The sequence below is a fragment of the Flavobacterium sp. genome (assembly GCF_039916025.1).
Lineage (GTDB): Bacteria > Bacteroidota > Bacteroidia > Flavobacteriales > Flavobacteriaceae > Flavobacterium.
The window spans coordinates 1-20,599 of sequence record NZ_JBDSMB010000180.1; the positions used below are offsets into that span (position 1 = coordinate 1).

Sequence of the window (20,599 nt, forward strand, 5' to 3'; positions counted from 1 at the left end):
TCTTAGTTTCAAACTTTGCCAAATATGATTTCCAAAAATCAGGATATTCTTTATTGATATGTTTTATCCAATCTAACATATTACGAGAATTGAGTTAATTGAAATTTATCTTTTATTAATTCTTCCAGTTCTTTCATTGGAACTAAAGCATTTTTCATTTTTTCTTTATCAACTTTTGAAAGTTCATCAACATTGATATAATCGCCGATGCTGTCATCTCTAAGGCCTTCAAGCGTTCTGAATTTTGATAAAATCAAAAAGGCATCAGCACAATTCAAATATATTTCAGAAAACTTAGGGTCAACAATAGCTAACTGTTTAAATCTTAGATACGTATTGTTTATTCCTTTCAAATTCAAACTTATTGCAAAGAGTCGGGCGCCATCAACTAATGGCATAATGGCTCTGTTTTTAATGTCGAATTTTCCTTTGTTTTCACCTTCTTCTTCCAGATTGAATTTCTTGAAAAAGTTTATCGGTGCTTGTTTTCTCAAAGCATCATTTCCAAGATAATCAAAGAATAAAGCATTGTTTTTTGTATTCTTTAAAATTAAATCATCGAGTGTATCTTCAATTTTACCTTCACCAAAAACAAGTTCATAGTCAAAAAATATACTGCTGATATCATTCGATTTTTCACCAGGTGTTTTCATCCAGTTGTTGTATTGTTTTATCCAGTCAGACATTGATTTACACCAAAGCATATTGCTCGCCATGTGACCATTTGGACAATAACTGTAACCCACTTTTTCCAATATAGTAGTAGCTCTTTTGGCTAATTTTAAAAAGTAATCTTTGACATCACGGTATTTTTCTTCAGCAACATCTTCAAATATTAAAAAGCTATCCTGATCAGTCAACAAAAATTGCTCTTTTCTTCCCTGGCTTCCAATGCTAAACCAAGCAAATCGGGCTGGAGGTGAACCTAAATCGAGAATCGATAATTCGATGGAACGCTTAATGATTGCCGTAATAATTTCTCCGGAAATGTTATAAATATGAGGCAAAGGAATATTTTTAGCGATAGACGACTGAATTAAATCGGTCAATTTTTCTCTAACCAATTTAAGTTCTTTCGGTGAAAGCGATCGTTTTATTTCCTTAATCAACACACCAGGATTATTAGCTTGCGCCACAATTAAATCGTGTTCAGAAATAATTCCTTTAACATCAGATTTATCGGAACCATCTATTGTTACGCAAAGGTGACTTACATTGTGTTTTAGCATCAAAAGCTGCGCTTCGGCCACAGAAACATTTTCGGGAACAGTAATTACCGGCGAAGACATTATTTTATCTATAGTCGAAATAAGCGGAAATCTGCCATTGGCGATTTTAGATCTAAAATCAGAATCCGTAACAATGCCAATAGGATGACTTTGTTCAGTGACAACGACGCTATCGGTAAGATTTTCGGTCATCAATTGGGCAGTATCTTTTACAATTGCTGTAACACTGACTTTTAAAGGTGTTTTGTTATAAGCTAAAGATTGAAAATATTGTATTTCATTTTGCTGACCTTCAGTATAAACATTATCCGTAATTAATTTTCCTCGGTTTTCTTTATCAAAAGGGTTTCTGGTATTTGTGGCAAAACTTTCCAATAAGAAATCCAAAACCTGAGGATTTTGCGCCACGAAAGGCTTAAAAGCAGAAATAGGAAGTGCATACACAATACTGTCTTCACGCGCTTTGGCTGTCATCATATAATTGTTTTTGGCAAAAAACGGACGCAAGCCAAAAACATCTCCCGGATAACATTTGTTTAAAAGTGTTTCCTCAGCATCAGCAATTACAGAAAGATTAATTACACCAGAAGCTACCACATAAAAGCTATCATGAAGTTTATCGTCAATTTGAAATAAAACTTTGTGTTTATCTAAATTTATAACACCAATACTTGTAGCAACCTGAATTAGTTCTTCGTGACTCAAATAACAAAAAGGTGAATATTCTTTTAAAAAGTTGGCAATATTTTCGGCAACAGAATTACTCATGTGTTTATTTTAGTGAATAAATAGCAAATTTATTATAGACAAAAATAGTAAAGCTTTAGGGAAGAAGAAGTCTATTGTTAAAAAGATTTGAAAACTAATTGCCCTAAAGAGTATGTTGGTTTTGAAATATTCTATTTTACATAATATAAATTATAGTTCAAATTCTATCAATTTACTATAATTCTCAATACTGTTGCTAATTAGCTGTTTTTTAAAACTATAAACTAGCTTTTGTAAAGTTATGATTTTAAAAATTAAGCTCTCTGATTTTTTTTCCGATAGCTAAACTTAATTTAGTTTTATAATCTTCAGCTAACCATTCACGATAATTCTTGCTGGTTTTACCCAAACATTTTACAAATCGCTTAACGCGACTTTCAATATCGTCTGACAATAACTTGGAAAGCATTCTTGCCTGAACTAATTCGGTTGTGTTTTCTACACACATTAAAGCATGCTGGTCGATTGATTTTTCGAGAACTTCTTTGGAACGCAAATTTTGAGCAACAACTTTTTTAAATTCTTCTTCAATATCAATAGTTATAACTTCTGTTTTAGCAAACATTTTCCTGATGTTATCCGGCATTACGTATTTAAAGTTATTTTCAATTTCGGCATCATCTCTAAGACTTTCCAAATAATACTCCGGAGATCTGAAAATATGCTGCCAGTCTACAGGATCATTCCACAAACCAAATCGCAACGCATTATTACCTAAATCGATAACCGTAAAATTATCTTTATGTGGCAACTTCCTGGAACCACGGCCAATCATTTGAAAATATAATGTCAGTGATTTTGTGGCACGATTCAAAATGATGCTTTCAACTGTTGGCTCATCAAATCCGGTTGTCAAAATTCCAACAGAAGTCAAAATTGCATCCGGTGTTTTCTTAAACCATTGTAAAATATCTTTTCTGTCTTCGACTGATGTTGTATTGTCTAAATGTCTTATCGGATATCCGGCTTCTCTAAAAGTTTCATGGACATATAAAGATGTATTAATTCCGTTATTGAATATTAAAGTCTTCTTTCCCAATGATTTTTCAGTATAGGAATGTAATAATTTCTCCTGCATTACCATATTCATATACAAATCATCGGATGATTTAACGGTATAATCGCCATTAATTCCAACTTTTAAAGAAGTTAATCCAACATCATAACTATACGTAGTTGCCTTGGCTAAAAATCCTTTATCTATCAATGATTGGATTGTGTCACCAACAATAAGTTCACTATAATTATGATGCATTGGCAACTTAATATTAGAACTCAAAGGTGTTGCTGTGACACCAAGTATAAAAGATTTCTTAAATGAGCTCATCAGTTTTCGAAACGAATTATAATGTGCTTCATCAATAATGACCAGACCGACATTATCAATCAGGAGCTTTTCGTCATTTAAACGGTTTTTGAGCGTTTCAACCATTGCCACAAAACAGGAATATTCATCCTGATCAGGCAATTCTTTAATATTACTGTTGATAATTTTGTTTTTTACATCAAATCCTTTAAGCATTTTAGAAGTCTGCTTACAAAGCTCAATTCGATGTGTCAATACCACAACTTTCTTGTCATGCTGTGATAAATAACGTCTGACGATTTCTGAGAAAATTACTGTTTTTCCACCGCCAGTTGGCAATTGATATAACAAATGATAATCATTTGGCGCATTATCCAATCGCTCAAAAATTCTGTCAATGTCGCCTTTTTGGTAGCCGTAAAGCTCCTTTTTCTCTTCAATTTCGTTAATAAAATCTTTTTGAGGCATGACGATTGGTACAATTTTGCAAAAGTACACCTAAAAAAGAGTTATCTCCAAAATTAAAAAGGTTATTTACAAAAAATTATCATCTACCTTTTCAACAAATGCATTGAACTCAAATTTATTTATCCAATTCTGACGATTAACTTCCTCTTTGATATCCACTACTCTATCTAAAAATTCATTTAGGATTCCATTTTCAATCAGAAAATTAACTGCTTGTTGGTAAGCAATCAGGAAGCTTTTAAAAAAAGATTCGTATTTGACAGGCTTTCTGGAGGAGAATCTTTGGGCAGTTTCAATAGTAAACAACATAACATCGGCAACCATTGTCACATCAACGCCAAGCGTCAAGAAGTGCTTGATATATTTCTGCGCAACTGAGCGTCGCATTTTTGCTCTTTTTCCTTTTACCGGAAAGTATTCATTTGCAATTTTGACCTTTGCTTCACCAATTAGTTTTTCTTCATTAGGATTGAATGCAAAATCATAATAGACTTTTACATCACTAAACTTATGATACAATTCAATAATCTGCTCTTCTAACTGCTCTTTATTGAGTTCGTTTAGGTATTTTTTTAAATCTCTTTTACTCATAATAACAAAAGTAACTTACTTTATCATTTCATACCTTATATAATTAATGATAATCGTTATTTTTGCAGCAATAAATTATAAATCATGACCAAACTTTTCAAGTTCTTTGCCATTGCTGAAGGAATCTCCTATTTAGCATTATTTTTTAATATGCTGGTTACAAAACGTTTAAATCCGGAATTATATAAAACCTTATTGTTTCCAATAGGCATGGCACATGGGTTATTATTTATCTCGTACGTAGCCTTAGCATTTATTATTTGGAAAAATCAAAAGTGGACAAATAAAGAATTTGCATTGGTCCAATTGGCTCCATGGTTACCATTTGGAACTTTTTACATTGAGAAAAAATACCTGAAAAATGCATAAACTCGTAGAGAAAATATTTAGTTGGTGTTATCCGCTCTTAAAAAAAATGGATTTGGGAGAAACCCTTTCCGCTTATTTAAGTTTGGCTTTTAACATTATCATACTTTCTGTTTTATCCTATATAATCTATTTGGTTTTCCGGTTTATATTGGTACGCACGATGATTATTGTGGCAAAAAAAACAAAAACAAGATTCGATGATTTATTGGTTTCCAATAAAACGGCTAAATATATTGCTCATTTAATTCCCCTGCTCTTTATATACAAATGTGTTCCGATAATTTTGGAAAGCTTTGTGTATTGGGAATCTGTTTTCGGGAAACTTGTTGAAATCTATATCGTTCTGTTGAGTCTGTGGATTATCAAAACCATTTTTCATGCACTGCGTGACCATTTAAAACTAAACCCAAGATATAGCGATAAACCTATTGATAGCTACATTCAGGTAATAATGATAGTGTTGTGGGTTTTTGCCTTTATTTTCGTTGTGTCCAAAATTTTTGACATTACAACCGGAACAATGCTTGGCACATTTGGAGCTATTTCTGCTATTATCATTTTAATATTCAGAGATACCATCCTCGGATTTGTTGCCAGTGTACAGGTTTCATTAAATGATATGGTTCGCATTGGCGATTGGATAACTTTTGACAAATTTGGAGCAGATGGTGATGTAATCGAAATCAATTTGGCTACAGTAAAAGTCAGGAATTTTGACAACACAACTACAACTATTCCAACCTATAGCATGATTTCTGATTCCTTCAGAAACTGGCGCGGAATGTTGAATTCTGATGGACGCCGAATTAAAAGACATATTCTAATAAAAGCCAATAGTATTCGTTTTTTAGATGAACACGAACTACATGAATTGAAAAAAATTCAGCTTGTCAGCACTTATATTGAACTTCGCCAAACTGAAATTGACAAATTCAACAAAACACATCAAATAGATAAATCGGTTTTGATTAATGGCAGAAACATGACAAATTTTGGATTGTTCCGAAAATACATCACGCAATATTTAAGTCAGTATCCTGGATTAAATAAAGATATGATTTTGCTTTGCCGTCAATTACAGCCTACTCCACAAGGGATTCCACTTGAAATTTATACGTTTTCAAATGACAAGAGATTTGAAAATTACGAATACATTATGGCTGATATTTTTGATCATGTCTTTGCGTCTATTCCATATTTTGATTTAGAAATCTATGAAATGCCATCAGGTAAAAGTGATTTTGTTGAATAATTTATATCCAATAAGTGCAAAAAAGTTGATATGTTAATTTGAAACATTTATATTTGTACCGATTTCAACATATTATTAATTATCGAAAATCAAACCATATGAAGAATTACCTACTATTATTAATTACCTTGTTTTGTGTTTCGTTATCTTCCAACGCCCAAAAAGATAACAAAAAAGGTAAAAAAGATTTAGAGCTTTTATCAGTAGAACAATCAGAAACAGAGCTTAAAAAAGAGTATTTCAACAGATGGTCTGTTGAAGCTGACTTCGGACAAGCTAAAGGTACAAAACCATATACTGATGGTTATTTTGGAAATAATCCAAAGAAAGTTTTTGGTGGAATTCCAATAAACCACGTTGGAATTGGAGCTAGATATATGTTTAGCCCAAAATTTGGACTTAAATCAAATTTTAACTGGGACAACTTACAAGAGCAAAATGGTTCTGGAAGTTTACCATTTCAAATGGAACATATTCAATGGTCTGGCGAAGGTGTTGTTAATATGATGAGATTGTTTGATATACAAAATCAGGCAGGACGTTTTGGATTGTTATTCCATTTTGGATTCCAGGTTTCGCGCATGACACCTAAAATTGGACCTGTTAGAGGTCACGATGAATGGAACGGCGGTGTTATAGGTGGATTATCGCCTCAATTCAGAATTTACAAAAACATAAGCGTTTTTCTTAATTTTGAAGTTAACTCAAATGTTAGACAACATTTCAATTGGGATGGTATGTCTTACTCAGAAAGCTCAAATAACTTAACAGGAAGTTTAGTTAGATCTACATTGGGTATTTCAGTTGCTCTTGGAAAAGGAAAAATACATGGTGACTGGGCAATTATTAAAGACAGAAATGATGCAAGACTTGATTCACTTAACAATAGAATTGGTGAAATCGAGGAGTTGATGAATGACAGTGATAAAGATGGTGTGCCTGATTATCTTGACGTAGAGCAAAATTCAATTGCAGGTGTTGCTGTTGATACCAAAGGAAGAATGGTTGATAAAAACAACAATGGTGTTCCTGATGAGTTAGAGAAATATGTGAATAATTCTATTTCAAATAACAATGCAACTACAACGACTGCAGCTTCTGAAAATGCAATATTGCAACTTATCAATGAAGGTTATATCGCTGCTTACTTTGATCTTAATAAATCACAACCAAACAGTGCATCAACAAATAACTTAGGATTTATATTGAATTACTTAAGAAACAACCCTACTAAATCTGCGGAAATTACTGGTTATGCTGATGAAATTGGAAGTACTGAGTACAACAATAAATTGGCCAGCGACAGAGCTCAGAATGTTAAAACTATCTTAGTGAAAGCTGGAATCAGCGAATCCAGATTGACTATCCTGTCTAACGGTGAAGATAACTCGGTAGATAAGAATTCAGCTTACGCAAGAAAACTTGTTCGTAAGACAATCTTCAAAATCAAATAATAATTAACAATTAATTATTAATAACTATAATTAAACCTCTGTTTTTCAACAGAGGTTTTTTTTTAACTTTCAAAGAAAAACATGGAAGCTAGAGATACACACGTACTTGAACTTAGAGGTGAAACCTTTGGAATAATCACTAACCAATCTTCATCCGAAGAAGTTTTTCAAAATACAACCCTTCGCCCTATTCTTAAAATGCAAAATGATTTATTCATTCAGGTGTTTATTAATTACGCTATAAAACAAAAAAATGTCTTCTTCAGCCTAACACCTGAAAAAAAGATGCTGTATATAGAAAACGTTATACAGCGCGACATTAAGTTTAGAAACTCGCTAAAAGGAATGATAATAGCATTGTTTACATTAGAGGAATATGCAGAATACATCCGTATATCTTCTAATCTGAATAAACGAATGATGAATATGCTTGTGGAGCGGTTGAAAAGTCAAATACAGGTCATTGAGGAATAGTTTCCTAAATTGACAAATATTAAAATCAGCTCCCTATTTCATATCATTTATTAAAGATAATTCAATATCTAAATATCTTTAAAAAGTATATCGTAAAACTTAGGCTTTACTACATTTTTACACATTTCACAACGTTTTTTTCATTATAATTGTTAAACTAATAACAATTTATGAAAGAAGAATATTTTAAATGGTATTCACCCAATTTAAATAAAGAAGTTGAAATGCTTGTTTTTGGTCATACCGGTTATCCGGTTATTCTCTTCCCTACTTCTATGGGAAGCTATCATGAAAATAAAGACCAGGGTTTAATCGAAAGCGCCAGATGGTATATTGAGCAAGGATTAATCCAAATATTTTGCCCTTCAAGTATTGATAAGGAAAGTTTCTACAACAAACATATTCATCCGGTTCACCGCATTCAAAATCATACCTGGTATGATAAAATGCTTTGTCACGAAATTGTTGAACGCATAAAAAACAATACAGGTTCAGGAAAAGTCGTTGTTGCCGGTTGCAGTTTTGGAGGTTATCATGCCGCTAACTTTGCTTTCCGTCATCCTGGATATGTGAGTCATATGTTCTCTATGAGCGGCGCTTTTAGCATCAAAAGCTTTATGGATGGTCATTGGGATGATGATGTCTTTTTTAATAGCCCTGAAGATTATATTCAGGGATTAAGCGATCATGAATTATGGAATATGGATATCGTTCTTGGAACATCTAATTGGGATGTTTGTTATGATGCAAATCTGAAATTAAGCCGTGTTTTAGCTGAAAGAGATGTTCCGCATTGGCTTGACGTCCGACAAGACAGAGAACACGATTGGCCAGTTTGGAAAGAAATGTTTCCCCACTATTTATCAAGAATAAAGTTTTTTTAAAAAGTAATAAGTATTAAGATTTTAAATATAAGAATATGAAAAAGATTGGAATTTTGTTTGGTATGGAAGATACCTATCCGCAGGCTTTTATTGACAGAGTAAACTCAAAAGGTGAAAAAGACATTATGGCCGAAGCGGTTTCTATTGACAAAGTAGTGCAGAATAAAGGTGGCGAATATGCCGTAATCATCGATAGAATTTCACAGGATGTCCCTTTCTATCGTGCTTTTCTGAAGAATGCTGCGCTGACAGGAACAAATGTCATAAACAATCCGTTTTGGTGGAGTGCTGACGATAAATTCTTTAATAACTGTTTGGCAGATACGCTTGGTGTTCCGCTTCCGAATACTGTCATTCTTCCTTCGGCTGAACATCCAACAGATACAACTTCTAAATCATTCCGAAACCTGAAATATCCAATGGATTGGGAAGGAATTTTTGATTACATCGGATTCCCGGCTTATATGAAACCTTATGCAGGCGGCGGTTGGAAAAATGTTTACCGATTAGAGAACAAAGAAGAGTTTTGGCAAAAACATCAGGAAACCGGACAATTAGTAATGCTTTTGCAGGAAGAGATTGTGTTTACCGAATATTTCCGTGTGTATTGCTTGGGATGCAAAGATGTCAGAATCATGCAATACGAACCAAGAAATCCACATCATTTGCGTTATGTAATTGATGGTCCGCCGACAGATAAAAAGTTATTAGCAACTGTTAAAGATTATACTTTACGCCTTTGCAAAGGTTTAGGTTATGATTTCAATACCGTTGAATTCGCTGTTCGTGACGGAATTCCATATGCGATTGATTTTGGAAATCCTGCGCCAGATGCTGAATTGACTTCTGTTGGTGCCGAAAATTTTGAATGGGTTGTAGAAGCTTCTGCTAAAATGGCAATCGCTGCAGCAAAAAAACAAAAACCGGGACAAACCAATTTGACATGGGGAACATTTATTAAAGATTCAGCAAAATAGTGTTCAGTATTAAGTCACAGTTGACAGATTATCAACTACTGAGACAGAGAACTGAGACTGATTACTAAAAATTAGAATCATGCAAAGAAAATTACCAACATTTACACTTGGTGTAGAAGAAGAATATCAAATTATAGATCCGGAAACGCGTGATTTGCGTTCGCATTTATCCAAAATTGTGGATGGCGCCAAAATCATTTTAAATGAACAGGTAAAATCCGAAATGCATCAATCTGTGGTGGAAGTCGGAACCAATATTTGTAAAAATGTTTCCGAAGCCAAAGACGAAATCAGATTTTTGCGCAGCAAGATTGTTGAATTAGCGGCCAAACAGAACCTGGTTGTTGGCGGAGCCGGAACACATCCTTTTTCACGTTGGCAGGACCAACCAATTACTGATGATCCGCGTTATCATCATATAGTAAACGAATTGCAGGATGCAGCACGTTCTAATTTGATATTCGGAATGCATTGCCATGTCGGAATTGAAAATCGTGAAATTGGTATGCAATTAATGAATCAGGCGACTTATTTCCTACCACATATTTTTGCTTTATCCACGAATTCACCTTTTTGGGAAGGCCGAAATACAGGTTATAAATCGTTTAGAACAAAAGTTTTTGATAAGTTCCCAAGAACGGGTTTGCCTGAATATTTTGATTCTGTAGCTTCTTATGATAACTATTTAGAAACTTTAGTGAAGACCAATTGCATTGACAACCCAAAGAAAATTTGGTGGGATTTACGCCTGCACCCTTTTTATGATACTATTGAATTCCGTATTTGTGATATGAGTTTGACCGTTGATGAAACGATGTGTATTGTTGCCATCATTCAGGCTATTGTTGCCAAATTATACAAATTGACAGTTGCCAATACCAGTTTCAACATTTATAGAATTGCCTTGATTAAAGAGAATAAATTCCGTGCTGCTCGTTACGGAATCGATAATCATATGATTGATTTTGGTTTACAGAAAGAAGTCGAAACCAAATGTCTTATCATTGAATTGTTGGAGTTTATTGATGATGTTGTTGATGAATTGGGAAGCCGTGATCAAATTAATTATGTTCACACCTTAATGAATGAAGGAACTGGTGCAGACAAACAGTTGAGGGTTTTTGAACAAACTCAGGATCTGACAAAAGTTGTTGATTTGATTACCAATGAATTCACAAGAGGACTTTAATATCAAATATCAGATTTTAAATATTGAATGTTTTATTAAAATTGATTTTTGTCATTGTCATTGACATTGCTATTGAAAAAGTTATATTTGCACCACCAAATCATAAAAAATGAGTCAGCAAATTCGCATCGCAGTTTTAGATATGTACAACGGAGAACCCAATCAGGGAATGCGTTGTATCATTGATATTATCAATAGGTTTAATCAAATCGTTACCTTTCAGATATTTGATATTCGTGGAAAAAGTGAATTCCCAAACATTGAAAAGTTCGATATTTATATTTCTACCGGTGGGCCGGGAAATCCTTTAGAAGGCGACGGAAATTGGGATTTGAAATACTATGATTTTATTGATCAATTGGCTAATTGGAACAAAGAGCAAAAAGTAAAAAAGCATGTTTTGTTTATTTGCCATTCGTTTCAAATGGCTTGCTATCACTTTGGTTTAGCCGAAATCACAAAAAGAAAATCTACTTCGTTTGGCGTGATGACGATTCACAAAACAGAAGAAGGAATGAGCGATCCAATTTTAGAAGGTTTGCAAAGTCCATTCTACGCAATTGACAGTCGTGATTATCAGGTTGTGCAACCAAAGCTGAGTATTTTCAAGAAAAAAGGCGCTCAAATTATAGCGCTGGAAAAACTCAGAACTTATAGAGAATATGAGCGTGCTATTATGGGCGTTCGTTTTACAGAACAATTTGTTGGATTGCAATTCCACCCTGAAGCGGATGCTTTGAGTTTTATTGCAAATCTTAAGAATGTTGAAAGACGCGAGAAAATCATTGCAATGAAAGGAAAATCAAAGTTCCGTGATATGTTGGAGGATTTATTAGATGAAGATAAAATCTATAAAACAAACGAGACTATAATTCCAAACTTTCTGCGCATTGCCATCAATGATTTGATTAAAACTAAGAAGATATTATCGAATTAGAGTGAATAGTGAAGAGTAATTAATGAAGCTTTTCTAACTAATTGCTTAGACTAATTACTAGTTACTAATCACCAATTACTATTTTATGAATTCCAAACACAGACAACTTTTTAACGATAATTTCACTCAAGCTAAGTACAATGAATTTATTGAAGACATTACTTCTGATTTTGATTATAAAGTAACGTTCCGTATTGGAGAAACTCCTTTTTTTATTCCAAATGAATTAAAAGAACAATTGCTTGATGGTTGTCAGCAGGTGATTGATTTTATTCAGAAAGATGATTTCAAAGCACTTACGAACAGAGCTTTGGAACTCAATAGAAAAGTTCCAAACGAAGATAACCACACCACTTTTTTAGCAATTGATTTTGGAATTTGTGAAGAAGATGGCGAAATCGTTCCCAAGCTGATAGAAGTCCAGGGATTTCCGTCTTTGTTTAATTTTCAGAATCATTTGTCGCAAAAGTTTGCCAACCACTACCCTTTTCTTTCAGAGTTGACACCGTTTTTAAACGGACTTACTCAGGAAACCTATTTGCAATTAATCGAAGAAGTAATTTGCAATAATCATCCAAAGGAAAATGTAATTCTGTTGGAAGTTGAGCCGGAAAAACAAAACACCAAGATTGATTTCTATTATTGCCATCGTGATATCGGAATTCCGATTGTTTGCGTTACGGATTTGTACCAAAAAGGAAAACAGCTTTTTTATAAAAATGAGAATGACAACGAAGTTTTGGTAAAACGAATCTACAACCGTGTGATTTTTGATGAATTGGATTTGCGTACCGATTTGAAACTGAATTTTGATTTTTCTTCAGATATTGATGTCGAATGGGCCGGGCATCCGAATTGGTTTTTCAGAATCAGTAAATTCATTTTGCCATATTTAAAAGGAAAATATTTTATAGAAACGACTTTGCTTTCAGACTTAAAGAAAATCCCAACTGATTTGGAAAATTATGTTTTGAAACCATTATTTTCATTTTCCGGAAGTGGCGTTATTTTTCATGTAAAACGTGAGGATATTGAAGCCGTCAAAGAAAAAGATTTATACATACTTCAGAAAAAAGTAAACTACAAACCGATTATACAATCGCCTGACGGCAAAGTAAAAGCGGAAGTCCGTTTGCTTGCTGTTTGGAAAAAGGACGTGCCTTCTCCTACTCTAGTGACTAATTTAGTGCGCTTGAGTCGTGGTGAAATGATTGGCGTTAAATTCAATAAAGACAAAGATTGGGTTGGCGGAACGGTAGGAATGTTTGAGAAGTAACTATAAATACTGCTTCTTAATCTCCAGGAAAGTTTTTTCAGAATGCACCAATTCCTCAATAATCTCTTTTCTCAACACATCTAAATCTTCATAGATTAAATACTTTGCCCAATTAAATTCAGTTAAAACTTCCTTGATGGTCTGTATGATTTTCGCAGTTTCTTTTGCATTTCGCAACACTTCTTTTCCATCACTTTCAGAACTTAGTTTATGATAGAAATTCACATCCTGCGTTTCAAAATCTACTTTGATAAAAAAGAGCTTTGAAGTATCATCATTAGTATAAAAATCAATCCAATTAGCAAAACCAACTATCGTGTTTTGGTTTTTGAATTTCCCTAACGGAATCAATCGCCAATGACAATTAGCAACTCTTCCCCAATGATTGGAAATGCGATATAAACCTTCTTTGGTAAAGATATACTCGCTTCCGGATTGACTTTTATAATTTATTTTTAAGTCGCTAATTTCACTAAACAGTATTTCTTTCCAAGTACAGAAAGTATGTGAGTGAAAGTTGAGTTTGGTGTAGATTTTAATAGCCACAAATATTAATGTAATTTTTTTACTGCTTCCTGTTGCGCCACAGTTGCGAAATCCCTGATTAAACGTTCGGCATAATTATCTAACAATTCAAGAACACGTGCATTGTTATCGCTTTTTACAATCAAACCGGCATGATGGTCTAAAGGTACACGAAAACAAACTTCTTCATCATCAAATCCAGATAAATCAGGATGTTCAAATTTGGAAAGCGTTAATACAATTCCGGCGAATTCCTTTTTTATTGCCGGTAATTTATAGTCTTTGGCTTTCGCCAGACAATCTTCAATTTTTGCCCATTCAGCCCAAAGATTTACGCCAGAAGCAGCATCGACCATTTCGGCAAGATGTGCGCCACCAACACGTGAAGCAGTCTCCAGAAAATAAATTTTTCCATCATCATTACATTTGATAAACTCTGTATGATTGGCTCCATGCATCATTCCGAAAGCTTTCAAAACCTGTTCATTTACTTTCTTGATTTCTTTATCATCTTTAGAATCGTATGGAATATTGGCACTTCTGAAAATTCCGCCACCTTGTGAGATTTCCATCGGTGTTGCCAAATATTGCGATGTAATTGAGAATACCGTTTTTCCTTTCCAGTTCAATCCATCGCAATGATAGACTGCGCCAGGTTTGAATTGTTCTACCAAATATTTCAATCGATTGGTATCACCCAATTCATGGATTTTTTGCCACAATTCTTCTTTGGAATGCACTTTCATAATTCCCGATGCCGAAGCTTCGGAGCGCGGTTTTAAAACCCATGGTGGCGAAACAGTATCAGCAAACTGATTGATTTCTTCATCGTTAAACAAAGAACTAAACGCCGGAATTGGGACGCCGGCATCTTTTGCTTTCATTCGCATGGCAAGCTTGTCACGGAAATATCTACCTGTAGTTTGCCCCATGCCATCAATCCTGAGGTTCTCTCTCAGATAAGCTGCTTTTTCAACATCAAAATCATCTAAAGCAACAATGCCGTCAATTTTTTTATGACGCATCAGGTTTCCAACACCAGCCAGTAATTCTTCCATACTCCAATCCATATCCTGTCCGGGCATGAAAAAGATTTCATCAATATAATCGAAAGCCCAGGGCTTATCGCGTAGTTTTTCGGAAGTAATAAGATAGACACGATTTCCTTGTTTTTTTAGGTTTTTTAAAAAATCGTTACCTTTGAAATAATTAGAAACACAAATGAAATTTTTAGTACTGCTTTCCATATGCTATAGATTTTCGATAAAGTTTGTAATTAAGTGAACTCCATAAGCCGTAGCATGCTTTGTTTTGGCAAATTCATCATCGACAAAAGCTACACCTGCAATATCGAGGTGCGCCCATGAAGCGTGATTATCTGTAAAGTATTCTAAAAACTTGGCTGCAGAAATGGCTCCGGCAACAGGTTTCCCTGAATAGTTTTTTACATCGGCAATTTCGCTTTCAATATCAGGTTTGTAAACATCCCAAAGAGGCAATTGCCATAAACGTTCACCGATTGCATCACCAGCTTGTTGCAGTTTTTTGGATAAGTCTTCGTTATTCGTAAATAATCCGGCACATTCATAACCCAAAGTTCCAACAACGCTTCCTGTTAAAGTAGCTAAATCAACCACTGTATCTGGTTTGTAGTTTTTTATTAAATATGATAAACCGTCTGCCAGAATCAATCTTCCTTCTGCATCGGTATCAATGATTTCAATCGAATGTCCTGCATAACTCTGAATCACATCACTTGGCAAAAACGATTGCGCATCAACCGAATTTTCACAAGCCGGAACAATTGCCGTAACTTGAATCGGTAATTTCAAATCGGCTATCAATTGCATTGCTCCAAGAACTGCAGCGCCACCAGCCATATCACATTTCATATGCAGCATTCCGGCAGTTTTGATATTCAAACCACCAGTATCAAACGTAATTCCTTTTCCAACCAAACCAATATGCTTCTTTGCTTTTTCAGGTTTGTATTCCATGATGATGAATTGTGGTTCCTGTGCGCTTCCTTTTCCAACGGAAAGAAAAGAATGCAAACCAACAAAGCTGGACTTCTCCTTACCAAAAACGGTAACATCAAAACCATATTTTTTTCCGGTTTCGGTTGCCCAATTGGCTAAATATTTTGGTGTGATTTTATTAGGTGGCAGATCGACTAAGGCAAAAGTCTCCAGTTGCGCGTTGGCAATTTTAATTCCTTTATTAGCAGCTTTATCAATATCGGATTTTGCAATATAATTCAATTCAAAATCAGCATTCAAAAAAGGATGTTCTTCTGTTTTTTTGTAATGACCCAAATCATAAGTTCCCAATACTAACCCGGAAAACACAGCTTCTACTTGATTAGCATTGAATTTTTCTGGAATAACTACCACCACATTTTTAGCAAAGACTTCCTTTTGTTTGGAAGCAATTCTTCTGAAAAGATTCTTCAGTGCTTTATAATCTAGTTCTTTTCCAAGACCAATAAACACATGAGTACAATCGTATTTTTCGACCAAATAATGCGTGTCTTTTTTTCCGTAAAATACCTGGGAATACACCGTGACACCGTGATATTCTATTGGAACAATACTTTTGGCAGTGGTTTCAAAAACCGGAATTATAATGGTTCCTGTGAATTTATCTAAATCGTTTATCTTCTTAATCTTCATAATTATTCATCTTTTGTACTAAAGAACAACCACTCAATCGCTTTTGGAAATTCATCGCTCCAGTAGCGTTCGTTGTGTTTGCCATCCATATTGATACTTAGCCGCACTTTCATTATATCGGTGTAACCTTCTTTTTTTAGCAATCGTTTTTTGAAATTCTTTGCATGATCAATCATTGTAGCGCTTTCATCGCCTCCTGCATACAGATAAATTCTTGTGTCTTGTGGCTCATCCATATCGAGAAAAGATAGTTTTATTTTTGGTACAACCCAAAGCGATGGCGAAAAAATCATCAGTTTTCCAAATACTTCAGGATACATAATTCCGGAAAAAATGCTGACCAATCCACCCATTGAACTTCCTCCAATTCCTGTATTTTCTCTATCTTTTTTAGTTCTGAAATTACTATCGATAAAAGGTTTGAGCGTTTCGGTTAAAAAGCGAATGTATTTTTTTCCCTGACCATTTCCGAGAACGGTATTACCAACATTGTATTCTTTGATGCGTTCTTTTTCAGCATGTTCTACGGCAACAATAATGACTTTCCCAATATTGTATTCTGCCATTACGGCTAATTTTTTATCGATTTCCCAATTACCATATTTGGCTTTTTCATTAAATAAATTCTGTGCATCCTGCAAATACAAAACTGGATAGCTTTCGGTTGATTTATCATAATCATGTGGCAATAATGCCCAGACTCTGCGGGTTTTATTTAACTGCGGAATTTCAAATTCTTCTGAAATTAAATGCACTTTGGGTAAAAACTTTGATTTGAATGGCAACCAATTGTGACGCCATTTGGCAACATGTTCTTTGTGAAGGCCATTGTGTTTTTTACACGAGCGATTTTCAGTTCTGTTTCCGTATTTATCAATCTCAACTTCGCTCCAATCACCACGAGTAAATTTGTATAATAATTCTTCCGGATAAATAAAATCATGCTCAAACCTGAAGTGATACAAGCCTTGTCCCACTTTCTCCATTTCGAATTTTTTATCCTGTGTAACCCAATTGTTGAAATTCCCTGAAATATAAACCGGACGCTCATCATCTTCGTCGGTAGTCAAGATAATATTGAGCTGGGGTTCAATGATATTTTTAATTTCTAAATCTTCTGCCAAGTTGCTTTGTTCTTTACTCATTCCACTTATATTATGACAAGCTAAATTTATAGAAACGTAAAAATACCTTTTTGCAATTTTATAACAAAGCCTTTTCCTAAAATATATGGATATTTAAGCAGAATGGAAATGTTGTTGAAGAATAGAATTTTTGATGGCATTTTTTTGAGAAAATAACATTAAAAAAGCCTGATTACAATTGCTATCAGGCTTTTTTATATTTAAGAGATTAGATATTAATCATTCTCGTGTTCTGCTTCATTTTCATTACGCTCAGAATTTGCCGGAGCTGAATCAGATCTGATTTCTGTGTGGCGAATTTCGCCTCCGGTTGTACCAACATCTTTGGAAACATAAACGGCAACGCCTGCAATAATTAAGATCACATAAGAAATCCATCTGGAGAAACTGAGATTTTTAATATTTGCATATAATGCTGCTAAAGAAACTACCGCTAATAAATATAATAAATAAGCTAATTTTTCAGCTATTTCAGCATGTTCATGAATCATCGGCTTGGTAATATCCGGCATGTCTTTTACCATTCCGGCTGCTCCACCACCAGTTGAAAGGCTTGCATAAGCAAAAATTGCACTAACAATAAATAAACAATACGAAACGTTTTTAACGGCATTGTTTTTCAAGACTAATCCGGCGACTAAAACGCCAAAACCAAAAATCGCCCCGATTATCGGGAAATGATTAAAAACTAAGTGTAAGTGTGCGTCATTCATAATTATTTGTATTAGGTTATTTAATAAAACTAAGTATTACTTTGGTTCCCAAATTCTCTTTGCTTTTAATTTTTAAATCAATTTGAAGTAATAAGCACAATCTTTTTACGATAGACAATCCGAGTCCGGTTCCTTTGATTTCAGGATGTTCGTTGGATTTTGAACGATAGAATTGGTCAAATATTTTTTCTAAATCTTCTGATGCAATTCCAATTCCGCTATCGGAAACGCTAAAAACTATTGCATCTTTTGTTTCTTTAATATCAAAGTTTATTACACCACCAGTTTTGGAATATTTAATGGCATTGGTCAAAATATTATTGAGGATTAATGAAAACAAATACGCATCGGTTTCGACATAAAAATCTTTAGTGAATGAGGCTACACAATCGAGTTTCTTCTCATTTATGATTGTTGAATTTCTTGAAACAATATCTAAGAATATGGCATTTAGAGAAACGCTTTCAATTTTTAATGATTGTTTTTGATTTTCGAATCGTGCCAATAAAAGCAACTCGTCAACTAAATTGTTCAATCGATTTACTTCGTTAATACAGAAGTCTATTTTCTCTCGGTATTCTTCCTGATTACGGGGTTTTCTAACCAATACTTCCAAAGTTCCTTTTATAACTGCCAAAGGCGTTCGTAGTTCATGCGAAGCATCCGAAGTAAATTGTTTTTCACGTTCAATAGCGTTTTCAACCCTGTCTAATAGATTGTTTATTGTATTGGAAAGCAAATGCAATTCATCCTTGTTAACCGGCAAAGGAATTCTGGACTTTAAATTATCTTTAGTGATGATATTTGACGTTTGAATAATGGCGCTTATTGGTTTGATGCTTCTTCCTGCGATAAATCTGGCAATAAGAAACAATACTAAAAGAATTAGAGGATAGGCAACCAATAATATGATGAAAAGGTTGTTTAATACCATAGCTGAATCTTCCAGCGACATGGCAATAATCATAAAACCAATAATTTTAGTGTTCTGATATAATGGAACTTGTATTTGTCTAACTGAAGTATTTTCTAACTTTCCATCAAACAAAACATTGTTAACAGCTTCTGGATAATAATTTAATTTTTTCTGTTTAAGATTTGGGGATTTATCAACAAGCGCGCCTAATTCATCCACAAATTGTATGAATGCCGGGCTGATGTCGACTTTGTTAAATTGTATTTTCTTCCATTGCTTTTCTCTTATCAGCAATACGCAGTTTTCTTTGACTTCAATTTCTTTCAAGTGCTTTGCAACTTCAATTTGGATATCATTATTTACTTTGATATAAACGCTGAATCTTACTATTGAATAAATGACAGAGAACACCACAAAAATCAATAATGCGGTGGTAATGATATAGTTGGAAGCTATTCTGTTTTTAAAAGAAAGTTGTTGCATTTTTATTTAATCGTTAGCAATGTAACCAACACCGCGAATGGTTTTAATATAATCCTCATCAACTTTAAGATTCAGTTTTTTTCGGAGAGCATTCATAAAAACATCAATAACTCCTGTATCATATTCAAAATGAATATCCCAAACATCCTGGATGATTTGGGTTCTTGAACAAACATTGCCTTTATTTTTTACCAAATAACAAAGCAGGTCAAACTCTTTTTGGGTTAATGAAACATCACGTTTTTCAACTGTTACAGCATGCTTTTGCACATTGATTTCAATTGGTCCAAGCGTTAATAATTCCTGTTCAGCTTTATCCCGAAGCTGTACTTTGATTCGTTCAACTAATTCATCAAAACTGAATGGTTTTTTGATATAATCGTTAGCACCAGTCTTCAAACCTTCAACAGTTTCCTGAACGGTATCTTTGGCAGTTAAAAATATAATTGGAATTTTAGAATTGGTTTCTCTGATTTTTTGACAAACCTGTAATCCTGTCATTTTGGGAAGCATCCAATCCAAAAGTATTAAGTCAAATTTCTCATTCTGAAAAAGTTTCAAACCGTCTAAACCATTTGTAGCAGCAGAAACCTGATAGTTTTCTTCTTCTAATCCTTGTTTTAAGAATTGAACAATTCCTTCCTCGTCTTCTACTATTAAAATATGCTTCATTTTTTAGGTTTGAATTTCTTGTTGATAAAGATAATTTAAAATTAAAATGCTACCAGTCTCATTTGTTTTATTTTAACCAAATATTAATTAAATCATTTAATAAATTTAAGTGAAAGCGATTAAATTTAGTTAATTTGTAAAAAATAAATCTTCATGAACTATTTCAAGAAATATTCTCCTTTCATCAACTTACTGGCACTTTTTATCGTTGTTAATGTTATTCTTAGAATTGTATTGCTCTTCCACCCTATTACACAATCGAGTTTTGGATTTTTTGAAATTGTAAAGATATTTGGCTC

General features: G+C 33.8%; 19 protein-coding genes. 9 read left to right on the top strand and 10 right to left on the bottom strand.

What is annotated here, in order from left to right; all coding sequences use genetic code 11:
* Window positions 1–80: 80 nt before the first annotated feature.
* From ABIQ27_RS13385 to ABIQ27_RS13395, 3 genes are all read right to left on the bottom strand, one after another.
* Window positions 81–1,997 (bottom strand): DUF294 nucleotidyltransferase-like domain-containing protein, encoded by a 1,917-nt coding sequence (locus ABIQ27_RS13385; RefSeq protein WP_348034421.1) that lies wholly within the window; start codon window positions 1,995–1,997, stop codon window positions 81–83.
* A 247-nt stretch (window positions 1,998–2,244) separates the two neighbouring features.
* Window positions 2,245–3,771 carry a DEAD/DEAH box helicase family protein gene (locus ABIQ27_RS13390; RefSeq protein ID WP_348034422.1) on the bottom strand — a complete coding sequence of 509 codons (1,527 nt, stop codon included), beginning with the start codon at window positions 3,769–3,771 and terminating at the stop codon, window positions 2,245–2,247.
* A gap of 66 nt (window positions 3,772–3,837) precedes the next feature.
* The gene (locus tag ABIQ27_RS13395; protein WP_348034423.1) at window positions 3,838–4,362 is read right to left on the bottom strand and encodes a DUF6155 family protein; all 525 of its coding nucleotides are present in this window, start codon (window positions 4,360–4,362) and stop codon (window positions 3,838–3,840) included.
* Window positions 4,363–4,446: 84 nt separating this feature from the next.
* Here ABIQ27_RS13395 and ABIQ27_RS13400 point away from each other — a divergent pair, with 84 nt between their 5' ends.
* From ABIQ27_RS13400 to ABIQ27_RS13440, 9 genes are all read left to right on the top strand, one after another.
* Window positions 4,447–4,731 (top strand): DUF3817 domain-containing protein, encoded by a 285-nt coding sequence (locus tag ABIQ27_RS13400; RefSeq protein ID WP_348034424.1) that lies wholly within the window; start codon window positions 4,447–4,449, stop codon window positions 4,729–4,731.
* Window positions 4,724–5,983, top strand: coding sequence for a mechanosensitive ion channel domain-containing protein (locus ABIQ27_RS13405; protein WP_348034425.1), 1,260 nt, complete (start codon window positions 4,724–4,726; stop codon window positions 5,981–5,983). Before ABIQ27_RS13400 ends, ABIQ27_RS13405 begins: the two co-directional genes overlap by 8 nt.
* Window positions 5,984–6,081: 98 nt before the next feature.
* Window positions 6,082–7,437 (top strand): OmpA family protein, encoded by a 1,356-nt coding sequence (locus ABIQ27_RS13410; protein WP_348034426.1) that lies wholly within the window; start codon window positions 6,082–6,084, stop codon window positions 7,435–7,437.
* A gap of 81 nt (window positions 7,438–7,518) precedes the next feature.
* On the top strand, window positions 7,519–7,911 hold the full coding sequence (locus ABIQ27_RS13415; RefSeq protein ID WP_348034427.1) for a glyoxalase: 393 nt from the start codon (window positions 7,519–7,521) through the stop codon (window positions 7,909–7,911).
* A gap of 170 nt (window positions 7,912–8,081) precedes the next feature.
* The gene (locus ABIQ27_RS13420) at window positions 8,082–8,795 is read left to right on the top strand and encodes an alpha/beta fold hydrolase (RefSeq protein WP_348034428.1); all 714 of its coding nucleotides are present in this window, start codon (window positions 8,082–8,084) and stop codon (window positions 8,793–8,795) included.
* Window positions 8,796–8,830: 35 nt separating this feature from the next.
* Window positions 8,831–9,772, top strand: coding sequence for a hypothetical protein (locus ABIQ27_RS13425; protein ID WP_348034429.1), 942 nt, complete (start codon window positions 8,831–8,833; stop codon window positions 9,770–9,772).
* A gap of 79 nt (window positions 9,773–9,851) precedes the next feature.
* The gene (locus ABIQ27_RS13430; RefSeq protein WP_348034430.1) at window positions 9,852–10,961 is read left to right on the top strand and encodes a carboxylate-amine ligase; all 1,110 of its coding nucleotides are present in this window, start codon (window positions 9,852–9,854) and stop codon (window positions 10,959–10,961) included.
* Between the two features lie 109 nt (window positions 10,962–11,070).
* Window positions 11,071–11,898, top strand: coding sequence for a GMP synthase (locus ABIQ27_RS13435; RefSeq protein WP_348034431.1), 828 nt, complete (start codon window positions 11,071–11,073; stop codon window positions 11,896–11,898).
* Window positions 11,899–11,983: 85 nt separating this feature from the next.
* Entirely contained in the window at window positions 11,984–13,174 is a 1,191-nt protein-coding gene (locus ABIQ27_RS13440; RefSeq protein ID WP_348034432.1) for a hypothetical protein, read from the top strand.
* Here the strand turns inward: ABIQ27_RS13440 and ABIQ27_RS13445 are convergent, their stop codons facing one another.
* The 7 genes from ABIQ27_RS13445 to ABIQ27_RS13475 form a co-directional block, all read right to left on the bottom strand.
* Window positions 13,175–13,720, bottom strand: a complete 546-nt coding sequence (locus ABIQ27_RS13445) for a hypothetical protein (RefSeq protein ID WP_348034433.1) — start codon at window positions 13,718–13,720, stop codon at window positions 13,175–13,177.
* 5 nt (window positions 13,721–13,725) lie between these two features.
* Entirely contained in the window at window positions 13,726–14,946 is a 1,221-nt protein-coding gene (locus tag ABIQ27_RS13450) for an ATP-grasp domain-containing protein (RefSeq protein ID WP_348034434.1), read from the bottom strand.
* 3 nt (window positions 14,947–14,949) lie between these two features.
* Window positions 14,950–16,371: a leucyl aminopeptidase family protein gene (locus tag ABIQ27_RS13455; protein WP_348034435.1), complete on the bottom strand. Its 1,422-nt coding sequence runs from the start codon at window positions 16,369–16,371 to the stop codon at window positions 14,950–14,952.
* Window positions 16,372–16,373: 2 nt separating this feature from the next.
* Window positions 16,374–17,516 (bottom strand): alpha/beta hydrolase-fold protein, encoded by a 1,143-nt coding sequence (locus tag ABIQ27_RS13460; protein WP_348034436.1) that lies wholly within the window; start codon window positions 17,514–17,516, stop codon window positions 16,374–16,376.
* Window positions 17,517–17,731: 215 nt separating this feature from the next.
* Window positions 17,732–18,229, bottom strand: a complete 498-nt coding sequence (locus tag ABIQ27_RS13465; RefSeq protein WP_348034437.1) for a hypothetical protein — start codon at window positions 18,227–18,229, stop codon at window positions 17,732–17,734.
* 16 nt (window positions 18,230–18,245) lie between these two features.
* Window positions 18,246–19,628, bottom strand: coding sequence for a HAMP domain-containing sensor histidine kinase (locus tag ABIQ27_RS13470; RefSeq protein WP_348034438.1), 1,383 nt, complete (start codon window positions 19,626–19,628; stop codon window positions 18,246–18,248).
* A gap of 6 nt (window positions 19,629–19,634) precedes the next feature.
* The gene (locus tag ABIQ27_RS13475) at window positions 19,635–20,300 is read right to left on the bottom strand and encodes a response regulator transcription factor (RefSeq protein ID WP_348034439.1); all 666 of its coding nucleotides are present in this window, start codon (window positions 20,298–20,300) and stop codon (window positions 19,635–19,637) included.
* Window positions 20,301–20,599: the final 299 nt, after the last annotated feature.